General features: G+C 71.6%; 10 protein-coding genes. 5 read left to right on the forward strand and 5 right to left on the reverse strand.

The window, feature by feature from the left end:
- The first annotated feature begins 115 nt into the window (after positions 1-115).
- Positions 116-2,038 carry a hypothetical protein gene (locus Pla163_RS14645; RefSeq protein WP_145190003.1) on the forward strand — a complete coding sequence of 641 codons (1,923 nt, stop codon included), beginning with the start codon at positions 116-118 and terminating at the stop codon, positions 2,036-2,038.
- A 679-nt stretch (positions 2,039-2,717) separates the two neighbouring features.
- Positions 2,718-3,509 (forward strand): archaetidylserine decarboxylase, encoded by a 792-nt coding sequence (gene asd, locus Pla163_RS14650; RefSeq protein WP_145190006.1) that lies wholly within the window; start codon positions 2,718-2,720, stop codon positions 3,507-3,509.
- Positions 3,510-3,948: 439 nt separating this feature from the next.
- On the opposite strand, the gene Pla163_RS14655 is transcribed toward asd, so the two are convergent.
- Positions 3,949-5,859 (reverse strand): hypothetical protein, encoded by a 1,911-nt coding sequence (locus tag Pla163_RS14655; RefSeq protein ID WP_419185967.1) that lies wholly within the window; start codon positions 5,857-5,859, stop codon positions 3,949-3,951.
- A gap of 334 nt (positions 5,860-6,193) precedes the next feature.
- On the opposite strand from Pla163_RS14655, the gene Pla163_RS19125 reads away from it, so the two are divergent.
- Positions 6,194-6,802: a carboxymuconolactone decarboxylase family protein gene (locus tag Pla163_RS19125; protein ID WP_419185968.1), complete on the forward strand. Its 609-nt coding sequence runs from the start codon at positions 6,194-6,196 to the stop codon at positions 6,800-6,802.
- Between the two features lies 1 nt (position 6,803).
- Here the strand turns inward: Pla163_RS19125 and Pla163_RS14665 are convergent, their stop codons facing one another.
- Positions 6,804-9,719, reverse strand: coding sequence for a serine/threonine-protein kinase (locus Pla163_RS14665; protein ID WP_145190015.1), 2,916 nt, complete (start codon positions 9,717-9,719; stop codon positions 6,804-6,806).
- Positions 9,720-9,792: 73 nt separating this feature from the next.
- Positions 9,793-11,760, reverse strand: coding sequence for a sigma 54-interacting transcriptional regulator (locus tag Pla163_RS14670; RefSeq protein WP_419185969.1), 1,968 nt, complete (start codon positions 11,758-11,760; stop codon positions 9,793-9,795).
- Between the two features lie 239 nt (positions 11,761-11,999).
- Between Pla163_RS14670 and amrB the strand changes: the two genes are divergently transcribed.
- The gene (amrB, locus tag Pla163_RS14675) at positions 12,000-13,232 is read left to right on the forward strand and encodes an AmmeMemoRadiSam system protein B (protein ID WP_419185970.1); all 1,233 of its coding nucleotides are present in this window, start codon (positions 12,000-12,002) and stop codon (positions 13,230-13,232) included.
- Positions 13,229-14,251, forward strand: a complete 1,023-nt coding sequence (locus Pla163_RS14680; protein ID WP_419185971.1) for a hypothetical protein — start codon at positions 13,229-13,231, stop codon at positions 14,249-14,251. The genes amrB and Pla163_RS14680 overlap by 4 nt, the downstream gene beginning before the upstream one ends.
- Before the next feature lie 17 nt (positions 14,252-14,268).
- On the opposite strand, the gene Pla163_RS14685 is transcribed toward Pla163_RS14680, so the two are convergent.
- The gene (locus Pla163_RS14685) at positions 14,269-15,090 is read right to left on the reverse strand and encodes an enoyl-CoA hydratase-related protein (protein ID WP_145190027.1); all 822 of its coding nucleotides are present in this window, start codon (positions 15,088-15,090) and stop codon (positions 14,269-14,271) included.
- The gene (locus Pla163_RS14690) at positions 15,087-16,136 is read right to left on the reverse strand and encodes a glycosyltransferase family 9 protein (RefSeq protein ID WP_419185972.1); all 1,050 of its coding nucleotides are present in this window, start codon (positions 16,134-16,136) and stop codon (positions 15,087-15,089) included. The genes Pla163_RS14685 and Pla163_RS14690 overlap by 4 nt, the downstream gene beginning before the upstream one ends.
- Positions 16,137-16,140: the final 4 nt, after the last annotated feature.

Here is a 16,140-nt window from a genome sequence, read left to right on the forward strand (position 1 = left end):
GAGCGAAAGCCAAGCTCACTCACAATGAAGTGACGTCCGCGGTACGGTCACCACGGACAGGCAAACCCCATCCGCCTTCCCTGCGCGTCCGCGGGGTCATCGAGCATCGGACCGGATGCGACGTGACTTCGTTCGCTATGCGTACGGCCACGGTGAACGGGGTGCGAGACCAACGTTCGAGAACGTGCTCTTCGGAGCGCCGACACGGACCGAGTCACGCACCGCGCGCACCACGTTCGGACGGACGACGAGTGGCACCCATCGCCGCGCGCCGACCGACGAGCACCGGCCGGACACCGATCCGGATCGCGACTCGCAGGTATGGGCCCATCGGGATTCCGAAACCATGACTAGTCTCAAAAGCCTGCTCGTTGCAGGCGCATTTACCACCCTCGCCGGTACGGCGATGGCCCAGTCGAGCGATCTGTCGTTCAACTGGCACACCATCCACAACTCCGATATCGGCTACATCTTCAGCTACCAGGGGCAGTTCGACCTGAACTCGCTCCTCATCCAGGGCGTTCCGAGCACGGGCTTCGGCGCGTTCAACAACGTCCGACTCTGCCACGGAATCGATTCGTTCCAGGGCGGCCGTAACCAGTCCGGCTCCTACGAGGTGTCGTTCGTCCGTATCACGCAAGGTGCGGGACTCGGAGCCGACATCACGTTCGGTGACATCACGGTGTCCTCCGGTGCGACCGAAGACCTGACGGGCGACATCTGCACGTCGCCCCTCTTCGACTTCGCTCAGCCGGGCGCTGTCTTCCGTGACGCCGGTACCGTCGTCGTTCCCGACCTCAGCTTCATTCCGGGCACCTGTGGTGTTCTGTCGGCTGACGTCTACTTCGACTTCTCGAGCGCTCCCGTCACCGGCCCGAACGTCTTCACCGCCACCAGCGGCAAGACGCTCGTCGCCAACGTGATCCTCGAGATCCAGATGCCGACGATCCAGATCGTTGCCAACCCGGCCAACTGCCCGGGCTTCAGCAACGGCGGAAACGGCGGCAACGGCGGTAACGGCGGCAACGGCGGCAACGGCGGCGGCGGCTTCGGCCAAGAGCAGTACTTCACCGCGTCCACCACCGAGTTCCTCGGCGACAACCCGGCCTCGCCGGGCGGTATCGCCGACGGCAACGCGCTGATGGGCTCCGGTCTGTACGGCGGTGCCAACGCGGTCACCAACGGAACCTTCAACAGCATGCGCTGGGTGACGGCCGGTACCAACGGCTTCGCTGTTGCCAACACCGGTATGCTCGCGCCCGTCGCGACGCAGTTCTGGCAGGAAATGGTGTTCAGCGGTCTCGCGACCACGACGCCCGCCCTGTGGTCCGTCCGTAAGGCGGCTTCGACGTCGATCGTCGGCGGCATCCACGGTTCGGCTGGTCCGGACTGGAACGCCACCGCTGGTGACCGCGTCGAGCTTCGTCTCACCGACCACCTCGCTGGTGCCCAGGGCTACGCCCTCGGTGTCGGTGCCACGGCTGGTAACCCGAACTTCGCTGGTGCTCCGGCGACCGCTCCGGTCGACGCGAACCCGTTCCTGTTCGTGAACTTCCCGCTGTTCCTGTGGTCGTCCAGCCCGGCTGTGACGCTTCCCCAGGTCAACGTGTTCACCTGGTCCTCGTGGGAGACGGTCAACCTGGCCCTGCCCGAGACCCCCGGCGACACGCTGGTCGGTGTTCAGTCGACGACCCGCGCGGGTAACCAGCTCCTGGCTATCAACGCGTTCTCCGGCACCCCCGGCTTCAACGGCGACCCGCTGTTCAACTTCATGCTGAACAACGCGCTGCTGACGATCGGTTCGACGTTCCTCCCCTCCTGGGGTCCGACCGCCGACGGCTTCGCCGGTGCCCTTCAGTCGAACGGCTACGGCACTGCCAACTACGGCATGAGCGCGTCCTCGTCGCTGCCGCTTGCTCCGCAAGCTGCTCTGGCGGGATCGCACTTCGGTGTGAACGCGGTCACGCTCCAACTGGACGCGACCTTCGTGCTGCAGATTGCTGAGTTCTCGACCGGTCTCACCGTCACCCTTCACTGATCCACACGGATCGCTGAAGGGCTTGGCATGAGCCAGGCCTGACTGGAACCCCCGGCCGGGTTCCAGACGCGAACGCCCTCCTGTCCTTCGGGGCAGGAGGGTTTCTTCGTGCCCCGAGCGCAGTTGCGGCACGACGCCTCCACAGGGAGCGGCCGACCGAGCCGGCCGTGTGGCCGAGGCCTCCGATCAGCCACAGAAAGCGCCCCGCCCTGAGGCCGACATCTCCATGCTCCGGCACGCCGTGCACCACGGCGAACCGCGGCGGCTCGTGGGCAAGGAGGATCGGCTGAACGGCTGAAAGGCTGAGCAGCGGAGCGGCGACTCGGATCGCGCTCTGCGACGCCGCTCCCCGCTCCGTTGGACGCACGGTCGGCCATGCAGCCCCCGCCCCGAACGGGTGGACCACGGACACCGCGGGGGCTCGAACCGCGAGGCCGGGCCTCGCGTCCTGGAACGTGCACCGTCCCCCCGAAACGACGCCTGTGCGCGCCGCGCGCCTCACCGGCCGCTCAGGCCTCCCGCACACCGGCGAGCACTGGGACCCTGACCGACGGCTCGGCACCGGTCCAGGTGACGCGCGCCACCCCTGAACCGCCACCCCGAATCGCCCGGTGAGCGCGCACAAGGGCCGGAGTCCGACCGCACACTGTTCGTCCCCGCGCCTTCGCGCTCCGCTGCCATGGACCACCGCCTGCTCTCGAGTCGCCTGGTCGGCCTACTCGCCGACCTCCCCCTCCCTCGCTTCGCGCGTGCCTTCGCCTGGCGGCGATTCGCATCCGCGGTGGGCGCGAACCTCGAGGAGGTCGAGCGCCCGCTCGACGAGTACCGCAGCCTCAACCACTTCTTCGTGCGCCGCCTGGCCCCCGGGCGGCGCAGCTTCCCGACCGACCCCGTGCTCTTCCCGAGCCCCGTGGACGGGCGGGTGCAGAGCATCGAGCGGATCGGGGGCGAGGGGCACGTCCTCCAGGCCAAAGGCCAGCCCTACGGCGTTCGCGAACTCCTCGGCCCGGCGGCCCCCGAGCGCCTCGACGGCTGGTGGAGCTGGATCCTCTACCTGTCGCCCCGGGACTACCACCGCGTCCACAGCCCCTTCGCCGGCCGTCCCCGCTCGATCACGTGGATCGAGGGCGAACGGATCTCCGTCGCCCCCAAGGTCCTCGAGCGCATTCCGCGGGTCTTCGTCCGCAACGCGCGGGCAGTGGTCGAGATCGAGACCGAGAGCGGCCCGGCCTTCCTGGTCATGGTCGGCGCGCTGAACGTCTCGCGCATCCGACTGGAGGGCGTCGAGACAGGCGCTTCGACGGTGCCGGCCGGGCTGCACTACGCGGTCGGCGACGAACTCGGCCGCTTCGAGATGGGGTCCACGGTGATCCTGGTGACCCCGCCCGACGGCCCCGTCCCCTCCGCCGAGCTGGAGCCCGGCCGGGCGGTCCGGCTCGGCGAGACGATCGGACGGTACGCGCCGGCCTGACGGTGCCCACGGGGCCGTGGCGTCGGTCGGCCCCAGCTCGGTCGCCCCAGCTCGGTCGACGAGCGCCGCCTCGATCACTGCGGTCCGCGGCTGGTCGCCGATCGCTCCGATCGAGCGGCCGCGAACCGGACTCCCGCTCGCGAGGTCCTGACGGACCAACCGGTCAGGGCTTCACGGCGCCATCGGCGTGGGTGGGGCGCGGTGCGGCCGGCGGCCACCGATCGGTCTCGGGTGCGGGGGCGCCCACTCCGCTCTCACCGACCTCCGTCGGCCCGACGGACGGAGCCTCGGAACTGGCCGTCGGAACGCGCCCCCACGCCGGTGCACCCCTCGCGGACCGACACGTGGTCTCGACGCGGAGGTGCTCCAGCAGGACCGAGGACCTCAGCGCCGAGGCGGAGCGGCGCCTGGGCGGAGCGGCGCCTGGGCGGAGCGGCGCCTAGGGGTAGACGTAGGCCGCGTCGCGCAGGACGCCGTTCGCCCACTTCAGGAACTCCGAGCGCAGGTAGAAGTACTCGCAGATCGTCGTCGAGTCCTCCCAGTCGCGCTCGAGAGCGCCCAGCTCGGCCGAGGTCATGCGCCCGAGGGCGTATCCACCGCTGATGCGCCGCGGTTCGGAGACCTCGCCCACGTCGGTGTAGGCGGCCAGGCACTTGACGTAGGAGGTGCCTCGGATGAGCTCGTTGAACTCCGTCTCCCCCATGCGCGTCTCGACGTCGCGCAGCGTGCCGACCATCAGGCCGCCGCGCAGGCGCTGGGCGTACTCCTGGCCCAGCTCGGTGCCGAACGCCTCGGACATCGTCTTGCTGAGCTCGTCGGTGTGCGCGCGCACGAGCTGCCTGAAGTCCTGACCGAGGGCGACGCGTCCCTTCATGGTGCGGGCCTTCTCGAGCGCTCCTTCCCAGTCCACACGCCAGCCCTGACCTTCGGAGGTCGCAGAGATGTCGAGTGCCGGGAAGTAGGCGAACTCGAGCTGGGGGTTCCAACGCTCGATGAAGAAACGGTTCTTGTTGAAGAAGGGACGCTGAACGACTTCGTCGTCCCATCCGGACGGGAGCAGCGCGCGCTGACCGCGCATCAGCCTCTGGGCGACGCGGAAGTGGTGCACCGTCGGATAGCCCTGGGACTGGGAGGTGAAGACCGTGTCGTTGAGTGCGCCCATCAGTTCGAGGTGCGACTCGGCGGCGCGCTGGAAGTCCTCTTCGTCCGTCCCGAGCATCCCGGCCGTTCGCAGCTGCTCGCCGAGCACCCGGTACCAGACCAGGTTGACGAGCGAGAGCTGGAGCTGGGCGTCGTCGATCAACTCGCTGATCCGCGGCCACATCTCGCTGACGCGCAGTTCGACCGTTTCGCCACCGTGCAGCCAGGGCGCCACGGGGACCTCGTCGTCGTCCAGATCGGCGAGCGAGATGCGCATGTAGACGTCGTCGTCCATCGCCGCGCGATCGAGGAACGTCCAACAGCGCAGGCCCAGGTCGCGGTTGCGCGCGCCCTGCTGGAACGCGGCTTGGAGGGAGACGATGCCGCTGAGCTTGTCGAGGTCTTCCTCGCGACCCTCGTAGGTCTCGGCCGAATGGACGCGGTTCCAGATCTCGCGCAGCTGGACCAGGGTGCCCATGGCTCCCTTGCCACCCTCGATCTCGACGTTCTCGCCGTCCGCTCCGCGCGGGTTCGAGCGCTGCATGTTGAGCAGAATCATCGCCGGCAGGTCGTCCACCGCGCCGCCGACGACGTTGTAGACCAGTCCGGCGAGCATGCGCCGGTGGGTCTCCTCGGCGACCTCGGGAGGCGTGCGCGTCTGCATCGCCAGTTGGCTGTTGCGCTCGTCGCGACTCAGGCCGGCGAGCCCCGTCTGGCGCTCGACGAGCTCCTCGTACATCGCCTGGTCGAACTCGTAGGCGTTGCCGCGAGCGAACGACAGCGCCTTCGCGACCTCCTCGGTCAGGACCGCCAGGTTGTAGCTCTCGAGGACCTCGAGGCAGGCCATGCGACGCAGTTCGTTCTGGGTGATCTTCAGGTCGCCGATCTCGACCAGGACCGGCGCGTTCAGATCGATCGCGTCCAGGTCCAAGGACCACAGATCGTCCCACGCGACGATCGACTCCGGCGATGCCATCGCCTTCCACTGGACCATCCGCGTGGTGGTGTTCGGTCGCCCGGGGCGCACGTTGTTGTTGCGCTGCTGGCCGGCCCGCTGGTTGCCCTGTCCCGGCAGGGTGATGTTCGGCGCGACCGGAACCGTCCCACCGCCTCCGGACCGCTTGGCCGGATCGGAGTTGAGCGTGCGGACCGCGACGAAACCGATGAGTGCGGTCGCCAGGAGGACGAGGACGAGCAGGATCTGCTTCATGTCCGAAGTACGGGGGGAGAGAGTCGAGCGTGGGAGAGGACCGCCGCCGAGCGGGGCGCGAAAACGTCGTCCTGGACGCGAGTTCGAGCGTTCGGGCGCGATCCCTCAGGATAGCCGGGAACGTGGGTCGGGGCGTCGACGAGCTCCTGCGAAGAGCCGCCGCCATCCGCGTCCATCGACCGTCGGGGCCGCTCGAGTCGAGGGCGGAACGCCCGCGCGGGAGCGGTCCCGAGCCTCGAGCACCGCAGGTTGGACCGCCATGGGATGGTCGGGCCCCCCGATTCGTTCCCGCTCGCCCGTCGAAACCAGCAGATCGCCGCGCTACCGTCGGAGCGTGAGCCGAATCGCGCCGCTCGAACTTCTGGTCGACCTCTCGATCGCCGTCTGTCGCGGCGACTGGGACGCTCTGCTCGCCCTGCGCGCGGTGCGCCCCCCGGACCGCCGCTTCCGCGAGGCCCTCCTGCAGCTGCATCTGTTCGTCGGCTTCCCGCAGGTGGTCGAGGCGTTCGGGCGGCTGGAACGCGCCGGAGGCGTCGGCGCCCCCTCCCCCGAAGAGTCCGAGCTGGAACCGGACCTCCCCGACCGCGGCCGCGAGCTCTTCCGCCGGATCTACGGCGACCACGCAGCGCGGGTCGAACAGGCCCTCGGCAGCCACCCACAGCTCCACGGCTGGGTCCTGGGGCATGCCTACGGCCGCGTCCTCACGCGCGGCGGCCTGGCGACCTTCGAGCGCGAGCTCCTGGCGGTCACGGCCCTGTGTCTGCGCGGTCCCGCGCGCCAACTGGCCTCCCACCTGCGCGGGGCCCTGGCCTGCGGCGCGACGCGCGCCGAGCTCGAGGAACTCCTGACCCTGCTCGAGGGCCGCCTCGGACCCACGGCCGAGCACCTCTCGGCCGCGCGGCAGGCGCTGGAGCGGCTGCCGCTCGAGCCCGAGGCCTCCTGATCTAGCGTCCGGCGATCCGAGCCAGTTCGAAGGCGCGCAGTCCGATCCGCTGGTCGTCCATGTGGCTGCCCAACAGGGCCTCGGCCAACCAGGCGGCCAGCTCTGGGTCGCGCTCGGCCAGCCCGCCGTCGAGCTCCTCGAGCAGCCGATCCACCCGCGCTCGACGGTCCGGGCCGATGCCCCCGAGGAGTCGGCGCGGGAGACGGTCGATGAGTTCACCGGTCGGACCTTCCCCGGCGAACGCGTTCGCGGCGCGCGCGTCGTTCCAGATCGAGATCGCGCCCTGGAGATCGCCTTCGAACCAGCGCAGCGACACGCGCGCGAGCCACTGCTCGGTCGTGAGGTCGGCCGCGTCCACCGTAGAGAGTCCGCTGAGCCGCTCGAGGTCGCGCAGCGCGAGCGTGCGCGACTTGCCGCCGAGGACGCGCATGTTCATGCGATAGGGCTGGCTGCCCTCGCGCACCTCGATCCAGAACCCGTCGCGAACCGGATCGGGCCCGCTCTTGACGACACCCGAGGCGCTCACGCTCTGCACGACGTAGAAGCTCGCCTCGCTCCCGACGAGCTCGAGCACCGCCTCGCCGGCCGCGTCGAGAACGCCTTCGAGCAGGCCGGCCTCCGCCGACCACGCGCGCGCCTCGCTCTCGAGTTCGCGGCGCGCGCTCGCGCTCATCAGCCCGGACGGAATCGCGTCCAGCCTTTCGTCGAACTCGTTCCAGACGCGCTCGAGGTCGCCGTAGAAGCGGCGCTCGCCGAGGCTGCGGGCGATGGGGCCGCGGCGCAGGTCGGCGTCCGCGCGGGCGCCATTCTCGAGCCGCCTCGCGATGTTCTCGCGCGTGCGCTCCACCAGCTCCGGCAGGTCGCGGTCGACCTCGAGTCCGTCGGCGCGCAGGCTCTCCTCGCGCACGAGCCCGATCCGTTCCAACTGGTCCTCGAGGATCGCCGGCAGCGCGACCGCGGGGTCGAGCGGCACATCTGGCCAAGCGGTCTCCTCGAGCCGCTGGGCCTCGAGTCGCAGAACGTCCCGCAGCGAGCGTTGGCGCGCGATCCACGCATCGTCGAGTTCGTTGCGCCGACTCGCCATGCGCGGCAGGACTTCGTCGGTCGCGTCGGCCAACGCCGCGAGCGGCAGTCCGGCCGCGGTGAGCCCGGCCTGCTCGACGAGCTCACGCGGCGTGAGCGTGAGGATGCCGCGCGCACTGCGCCAGCGCTCCTCGCGCTCGAGCAGGTCGACCTGCGGTGCGAGCAGCGCCTCGTAGTGCGAGCGGACGGCGCGCTCGATCGCTGCGACGCGCGCGTCGATGCGAGCTCGAACGCGCTCGTTCAAGCGCTCGACGCGCGTCGTGAGCGGGAGTCGCGCCTCGGCCGGCAACTCGTCGAACGCGAGCCCGAGCCTCGCGGCGACCACGTCCTCGAACTCGGCGATCTCGGCCAGAGCAGCGATCTCGTCGTCGAGGGCCAGGTCCTGGTCGATGCGCGTCGCGAGGTCGCGCTCGAGAGCATCGGTCGCGCGCACGAAGCCCTGGACCAGGTCGCGACGGATCGCGCCCCACTCGAACGCGATCCCGGCCGCCAACGCCTCGTCGCGCACCCGTTCGAGCTCGACGAGGCCCGCGCGCAGGAGCCGCGGCTCCGCGTCCGCTGCGGCGAGCAGCTCCTTCGCGGGAGCGACGATCAAACCGGGATCGCTGGCCGAACGCCCGGCGTCGATCGACGACTCGGGGCCCCCACCCAAGTAGAGACCGAGCGCGACCGCTCCCGCCAGGGCGGCCGCGCCGATCCAGGGCAACGGCCGACGCCAGGGACGCGGATCGGGCTCGAGCGGATCCAACTCGGAGCGCAGCACCTGCGGAGCGCGGCGTTCGCGCAGTCGTTCGATGTCCGCCAGCAGCGCGTCGGCCGACTGGTAGCGGCGCTCCACGTCGCGCACGAGGCACTTGCGCAGCACGAGCGCGAGACCCGGCGAAAGGCCGGGGCGCACCCGCCGCGGATCGGGGACGCTCTGGTGCAGCACCGCCGACAGGACCTCGGCCGCCGACGAACCGTCGAACGGTGGACGACCGCAGACGGCGTGGAACAGGGTCGCTCCGAGCGCCCACAGGTCCGAGCGCACGTCCACGTCCCGAGGATCGCGCGCCTGCTCGGGCGAGATGTAGTGCGGCGTGCCGACGGTGCCGCCCTGGCGGGTCAGCGTCGGGTCGTCGTGACCGACCGCGAGACCGAGGTCCGCCAGTCGCGCGCGGTAGTGGCGGTTGGCGCCGCGCCCGGTGCGCTCGAGCAGGATGTTCGCGGGCTTGATGTCGCGGTGCACGACGCCGTCCTCCCACAGGTGCTCGACGGCTTCGCACAGGGGCGCGAACAGCCGCAGGGCCTCGCGTTCGGAGAGCGGTCCGTCGGTGCGCAGGAGCTGTTCGAGCGACGGCCCGTCGACGAGCTCCATCGCGAACCACCAACGTCCGTCCACCTGACCCATGTCGATGGCGCCGACCACGTGCGGGTGCGCGAGTCGGGCCATGGTGCGGGCCTCGCGCTGCAGTCGTTGCACCACCTGCGGGCGCGCGGCGAGTTCGGGGTGCAGCACCTTGACCGCGACCTCGCGCTCGACCGCCAGTTGGACGGCGCGGTAGACGGTGCCCGTCGTCCCGCGACCGATGACGCCGTCGATCCGGTAGCCCGGGATCCGCGGCGCGTTCGCCAGTCGCGGGGCCCGCGGGGCGCTCGGGTCGACCCCCTCGGTCGAGCCGGTGGCGCCCGCGACCGGCGCGATCGACGCATCGCCCACCAGGTCGCTCACAGTGTCGCTCACAGTGTCGCTCGCCGTCTCGCTCGCGTCCTCCCCCGCCGGCTCACCGCGCGCGCCCCCGGCGGGGTGCGACTCGGGATCGCGGTCGGGTAGGGCTTCGAAGTCGGGCGACACGTCTCTCCATAGTATCGCCGTCGCCCGCACCTACCGGCTGGCGGTGTCCGAGCGCCGCCGAGGGGCGTGTCCGTCAGGAACCGGGGTCTTCCGTCGACCCGTCCTGCTCGGCGTACTTGTCGAGCTTGCGCTGGAGAGCGAAGCGCGAGAGCCCCAGGTCGTCCGCCGCCCGGCTCTTGTTCCCGTCGTGACGCGCGAGGGCCGCTTCGATCGCGCGCCGTTCGAAGTCGGCCAACACCGCGGGCAGATCGCCGCGGAAGCCCTTGGCCGACGGCGCCGGCGCTTCGTCCGCGATCGCGACGCCGATACCCGTCGAGAGGTCCTCGGCCCGCACGATCTCCGAACCGAGCACGACGGCTCGGCGCATCTCGTTCTCGAGCTCGCGCACGTTGCCGGGCCAACCGTGGCGGCACAGGCGCTCGAGCGCGGCCGGCGCGAGCGCTGGCGTCGGGCGGTGCATCTGGTGTGCGGCGCGCTCGAGCAAGGCACGCGCCAGCAGCGGCACGTCCTCGGGCCGTTCGCGCAGGGGCGGCAGTCGCAGCTCGAGCACGTTGATGCGGTAGTAGAGGTCTTCGCGGAACGCGCCCTCGGAGACGAGCCGTTCCAGGTCGCGGTGGCTGGCCGAGACCAGGCGCACGTCGACCTTCACGCGCTGGGAACTGCCGACGGGCCGCAGCTCGCCCTCCTGCAGCACGCGCAGGAGTTTCTTCTGCATCTCGGGACTCATGTCCCCGATCTCGTCGAGGAACAGGGTCCCGCCGTCGGCCTGCTCGAGCAGACCCTTCTTCGAACGGTCCGCGCCGGTGAAGGCGCCCTTCGCGTGACCGAAGAGTTCCGACTCGAGGAGCGAGTCCGGCAGCGCCGCGCAGTTCTCGCTCACGAACGCGGTCCCCTTGCGCGAACCGTGTTCGTGGATCGCGCGCGCCACGAGTTCCTTGCCGGTACCGCTCTCGCCGTGGACGTACACGGGCAGCTCGCAGTCGACGATCCGATCGAGTCGATCGAAGACCTCGCGCATCGCGAGCGAACGACCGACGATCGTCGGGTACTCGCGTGTGCGCGCCGGCTCGGCGACCGCGAGCGTGTCGTCGTCCCCGAGATCGTGGCCGACCGCGTCGAGGCGCGCCGCCAGTTCGCGCACGCGACCGCGCGCTTCGACCGTGCGACGCTCGTCGGCCGCACGCACGAGCAGCAGCTCGACCAGCGCGGCGAACGCGCCCAGGAGTTCGACGTCCGATGCCTCGAACGCCCCGCTCTGCATCCGGTGGTCCACCTGCAGCACGCCGACCACCTCGGCGCCCGCGCGGATCGGGACCGCGAGCAGCGAGCGCAGCCCCAGTTCGTCGGTGCTGGCCGTCGCCGAGAGCCGCGCGTCGCGCGCCGCGTCGAGCGAGTGCAGCGGTTGGCCGCGCTCGAGGACCCGCTCGAGGACGGCCGATGACAGGCGCTCGGGAACCGCGCCGCGCAGGTCGCTGCGGTCGAAGGCGCGCGCCGCGACGAGGTGCACCTCCTCGCCCTCCGCCGCCGTCGCGCGCTCGGTTCCGAGTTCGCGCACGCGGCTCGGATCGCGGTCGGCGCGCAGCACGAGGAATCCGCGCTCGGCGCGCAGGGCGGCGACCGCGCGATCGACGAGTTCGTCCAGTTCGATCGCGGGCGTGCGCGCCGTCGCGCGGGCCGACTCGGCCAGGGCGCGCAGCGCGAGAGCCGCGCCGTCCACGTCCCCCAGTTCCGTGCGCAGGGCTTCCTCCTCCGGCGCGGCGGCGTCGAGCTCGAGCGACAACAGCGCCGACCCCAGCCGCAGCTCGTCGCCCGGCCCGATGAAGCCGTCGCGCGTGCGCTCGCCGTTGATGAGCAACCCGTTCGCCGATCCCAGGTCGACGACCCGCGCTCCACCGGCCGCCGGCTCGACGCGACAGTGATGGCGCGAGACGCGCGAGTCGGCCAGGTGCACGTCGTTGTCGAGCGCTCGCCCGATCCGCAGACCGCTGGGTGCGATGGGCAGGGCCGTGCGCGACCCGTCGTGTTCGATGACCAGCTTCAAGATGGATGGGGCGGATCGGCCAGGGGGGGACGATAGCGCACCGCGGGGTGAGGCACGCCGCTGCGATCGGGGTGAACCGGCGACGCGGGTTCGGTCGAGGATGTCCGGTGGGTCTGGCGAAGGGGGCGGTCGGCGCACGCCCTAGGTGAACGGTGCCGCCGTCGTAACGGTCGACGGGCCGAACGACGGGAAGCCGGCGCCCGCTGGGAACGACGGCGCGGCGGGCTACGATTCGAACCGTGTCCGCCCCCCCGCCCCTGCGCCGTCTCGGTGTCTCCGCTCCCCTACCCGGCGACCAGGTCGCGCTCTACGACCCGTTGGGTGTGAGTGCGTCCGCGGCCGGTGGACTCCTGATCGGACTCGAGGAGTGGACGTGGGCCCAGGGCTTCGACGGCGAGACGGGCGTCGTCGAACTGGCCCAGCGCATCGGCCTCGGCGCCCGCGGACCGGTGCAGCCCGAAGCCATCGCCGCGCTCGCGGAGCACCTCTCGCGGGAGCACCTGCTCGAGGACGCGCGTTTCCGTTCGGCCCAGGAGCGCGCCTTCGAGGAGTTCCGGCGCTGCGAGCGGCGCGTGGCCCTCGGCGCCGGCACCGAGTACCCCTCCGACCCGTTCGACCTGCGCGTGCGGCTCGGCGGGGTCGTCGCGGACGACTGGTACATGCCTCGGTTGGCCGGTGCGCTGGCGATCTGGGCGCCGGGCGGTCCGCTGCCGAACGCGTCCGGGCTCTACGGCCGCGCCTGGGCTTCGGTGCGTCACGCGCGCGACGAGATCGATCGCATCGTCGTGCTCGGCAGCGTCGGCGCGCCCCTGTCGCAGCTGCTCGTGCCGCTGGCCAAGGACTTCGAGACGCCGCTCGGACCGGTCGCGGTCGACCGCGCCGCACTGGCGGAACTCGGCGTGCTGCCCGGCCGCGACCAGCTCGCCCATGCGCGCGCGAGCGTGATCGAACGCCAGGTCCTCTTGGCCCGCCTCCTCTTCCCGACGACGCCCGTGGTGCCGCTGCTGGTCGGTGCGCTCGAGACCGACGGCGATCCGCGCAGCGACGAACGCGTGGAGGCGGCGCTGGCCGGACTCGACCGCATCGTCGCCATGGAAGGTCGCACGCTGATCGTGGCCGCGGCGGACCTCTACCACCTGCGCGCTCCGCACGCCGGGACCGAGGGTGGACCGCGGGGAACGCTGATGGCCGGCGCGCGCGGAGCGGACATCTCGGGCTGCGACCGCCGCGCACTCGACGCGGTCGACGAACTCGACGCCGAAGCCTTCGCGGACATCGCGCTGGGCGACGGCGACCCCGGTCGCGCCTCCCAGGCCGCGGCGACCTATCTCCTGCTGCGCCACCTCGAAGGGCGTCCGGAGTTCGAAGCCGGCGAACTGCGGTCGTCGATCCTCGGCTACCTGCAGTGCCCCGCGCCCCAGGTCCTGTTCTCGGCCGGCGCGGCCGTCTTCTACCGCGAGGTGGCCTGGTGAACCGGACGCTCGCCAGGGTCGTGGTCGGCCTCGTTCTCGCGTGGACCGCTTCGTGCGCGAGTGCGCCGCGAGCGGTGCACGAGACCGAATGGGTCGCGCTCGACGCGCCGGTGGTCCTCGATCAACTGGTCCACTCGACGATGTCGTGCGGACCGGCGGCGCTGGCGACGGCGCTCATGGCGGAGGGCGGTGCTCCGGCGCGTGCGGTGTTGGAACAGGGCGACGGCGTGATCGCGACCAGCGTCGACACCTACGGCACGCGCACGGGACGCGGCGGCACGAATCCGCGCTTCGACCCGGCCAGCGGCGTCGCGCCCGACGACCTCGTCGACTGGACCAACGACTGGCGCGCGGACCTCGGGACCGACCTGGATGCGGGGCCGCGCGTCGGCGTCTACCTCGATCGCAACGAGGGCGAGAGCGACGAGGAGCTGTGCGCGCGCGTGCACGGTCTCCTGGTGCGCAGCCTCTCCGACGGCGCCGTTCCGATCGTGCGCGTGCGCGCCTTCGCGCCCGGTTGGTATCCCCAGCGCGGCGCCTACCTGTGGGACGGGATCGCCGCCCACTGGATCGCGATCCTCGGCGTTCCGCGGGAACTGGGCGCCGACGCGCGCGGTTTCGCGTTCGACTACGCCGATCCGGACGGAGGCACGGTCGAACGCGGCTTCGCCGGCGTGGAGACCCAGCGCGAATTCACGGCGGCGCGCGGGGACACCGTCCACTGGTCCTGGCTCGCCGGCCGACCGTTCCTGCTCGTGACCGCGCCCGGACTCGAGTCCCTGGGCCGCGCGCGTCAACCGTGGTTCCTGCGCACGATCGTCACGCTCGACCACGCGATCGTTCCGAGCGCGGTGCTCGGCGACGGCTGGTCGGCCACGAACGTCGACGCGGCCGGGGCGGCGCGCGGCGCGCACGACGCGGGCACCGACCCGGATCGGGAAGCGGATCAGGAGCCGGTGCTCGGACCGCAGGACGACGCGACCACTTCGGAAGCGTCGGACGCTCCCGCGACGCCCTGACGACGCCGGCCGCGCGCTCAGCGGCCCTGGTAGTTGGGACGGCGTTTCTCGGCGAAGGCGGCCAACGCCTCGAGGCGATCCTCGGTGGGCAGGATGCGCTCGTAGCACTGGGCCTCGATCTCGAGTCCCTGGTCGATCGCCACCTCGCAGCCGCGGTCGATCGCGTCCTTCGCCGCGCGCACGGCGACGGGTCCGTTGTCGGCGATCTGATGCGCCAGTTCGTCGGCCTTCGCGAGCAGCTCGGACATCGGCGCGACGCGGTTGACGAGCCCGATGCGTTCAGCTTCCGCGGCGTCGAGCTTGCGCCCGGTGAGGATCAGGTCCTTCGCGCGGCTGCGGCCGATCAGGCGCGGCAACCGCTGCGTCCCCCCCGCGCCGGGGATGATTGCCAGCGTCACCTCGGTCAGTCCGAACGTCGCGTGCTCGGCCGCGATGCGCAGGTCGCAGGCCAGCATCAGCTCGCTGCCGCCACCGAACGCGAAGCCGTTCACGACCGCGATGGTCGGCATCGGGAGCGCCGCCACGTCGTCCATCACCGCGCGGATGTTGCGCACGAAGTCCGGCACGCGCTCGATCGGCATCGTGCGCCGTTCCTTGAGATCGGCGCCGGCGCAGAAGGCCCGCTCGCCCGCGCCCGTGATCTGCACGGCGCGCACGGTGGTGTCCTGGGCCAGCTCGGCGAAGAGGGTCCGCAGCCGCTTGAGCGTCGGGAACGAGAGGCAGTTCATCACCTCGGGCCGCTCGATCGTGAGGCGCACGAGGTGCCCGTCGCGTTCGCAGGAGACGAGCTCGGGTTGGTCGGGGACGTCGGACGGGAACTGGTCGGCGATGCTGCTCATGGACGCAGGGTAGCGAAGCGATCCGCCGCGTCACGCAGACAGGCCCGTTCGTCCGCACCGGTCAGCGGACAGCGCTCCAGATGGCAAGGCGCGCAGGACGCGGCCCCCTGGACGAGCCGTTCGCTCCCGCGCGCGTCGGACAGGGTGTGGCGCGGATCGGTCGGTCCGAACAGGACGACGGTGGGCGTGCCGAGCGCGCGCGCCAGATGGCGTGGCCCCGTGTCCGTCGTGACGAAGCGCTGGCTGCGCGCGAGCAGGGCCAGGTACTCGTGCAGCGTCGGGGCGCGCTGGCCCTGGGCGAACGCATGGGCGATGCGCCCGTTCGCCGCGAGCGACTGCGCCAGTGCACGCGCTCCAGTCTCTTCGCCTGGACCGAAAGCGAGTACGAACGGCACGTCGGACCGGTGCCCTGCGAGCGCTCGCATCCATTCGTCGGTCGCGAGCGCCTTGGCGGATCCGCTGCGCCCGCCCGCGTTGAGCAGCGTGAAGGGTCGGCCGCCCAGGTGCTCGAGTTCGCGCTCGACCGACGCCGCGGCGTCGGGACGCGGAACGAGTCGCGGCACGGGGTCCGCGACGGCGACGCCGACCAGGCCACTCAGTTCGCCGGCGACCGCGGCCACTGCGCGCGGCGCGTAACGCGGCCAGCTCCCGGGGCGTCGGGTCGAGAGAGCGACCGCGCCGCGTTCGAGCGCCGGCCGGGCCCCGGCGGTCAACAGCAGTCCGCGGCCGTCGCGCGCCTGTCCGACGCGCACACCGATCCCCGCGCGCACGGCCGTCCACGCGCTGCGCCACGAACCTGTGAACAGCACGGCCGTCCCGTGCCCGCGCCAGCCGGAGACGCCGTCCTCCACCGCCCAGCGCCGCGCGCCGTCGAACCGGCCGTCGAACAGGGTCAGCAGCCGACGCGGCGCGACCAGCGTCAACGCTCCGTCCGCGTCCTCGACGACGGCTCGGTGGAGCGCGCGCACCGCGGGCTCGACGGCGACCAGATCGCCCAACCAGTTGGGAAGTCGCAACAGGACTCCCGAGCGCGCGTCGATCCTCACCGTT

Source organism: Rohdeia mirabilis (genome assembly GCA_007750655.1).
Classification (GTDB): Bacteria; Planctomycetota; UBA1135; order UBA1135.

Coding starts and splice junctions, on each gene's coding strand:
- Pla163_RS14645 (WP_145190003.1), top strand. CDS start 116: ATGCGACGTGACTTCGTTCGCTATGCGTACGGCCACGGTGAACGGGGT.
- Pla163_RS14655 (WP_419185967.1), bottom strand. CDS start 5,859: ATGAAGCAGATCCTGCTCGTCCTCGTCCTCCTGGCGACCGCACTCATC.
- Pla163_RS14685 (WP_145190027.1), bottom strand. CDS start 15,090: ATGAGCAGCATCGCCGACCAGTTCCCGTCCGACGTCCCCGACCAACCC.
- asd (WP_145190006.1), top strand. CDS start 2,718: ATGGACCACCGCCTGCTCTCGAGTCGCCTGGTCGGCCTACTCGCCGAC.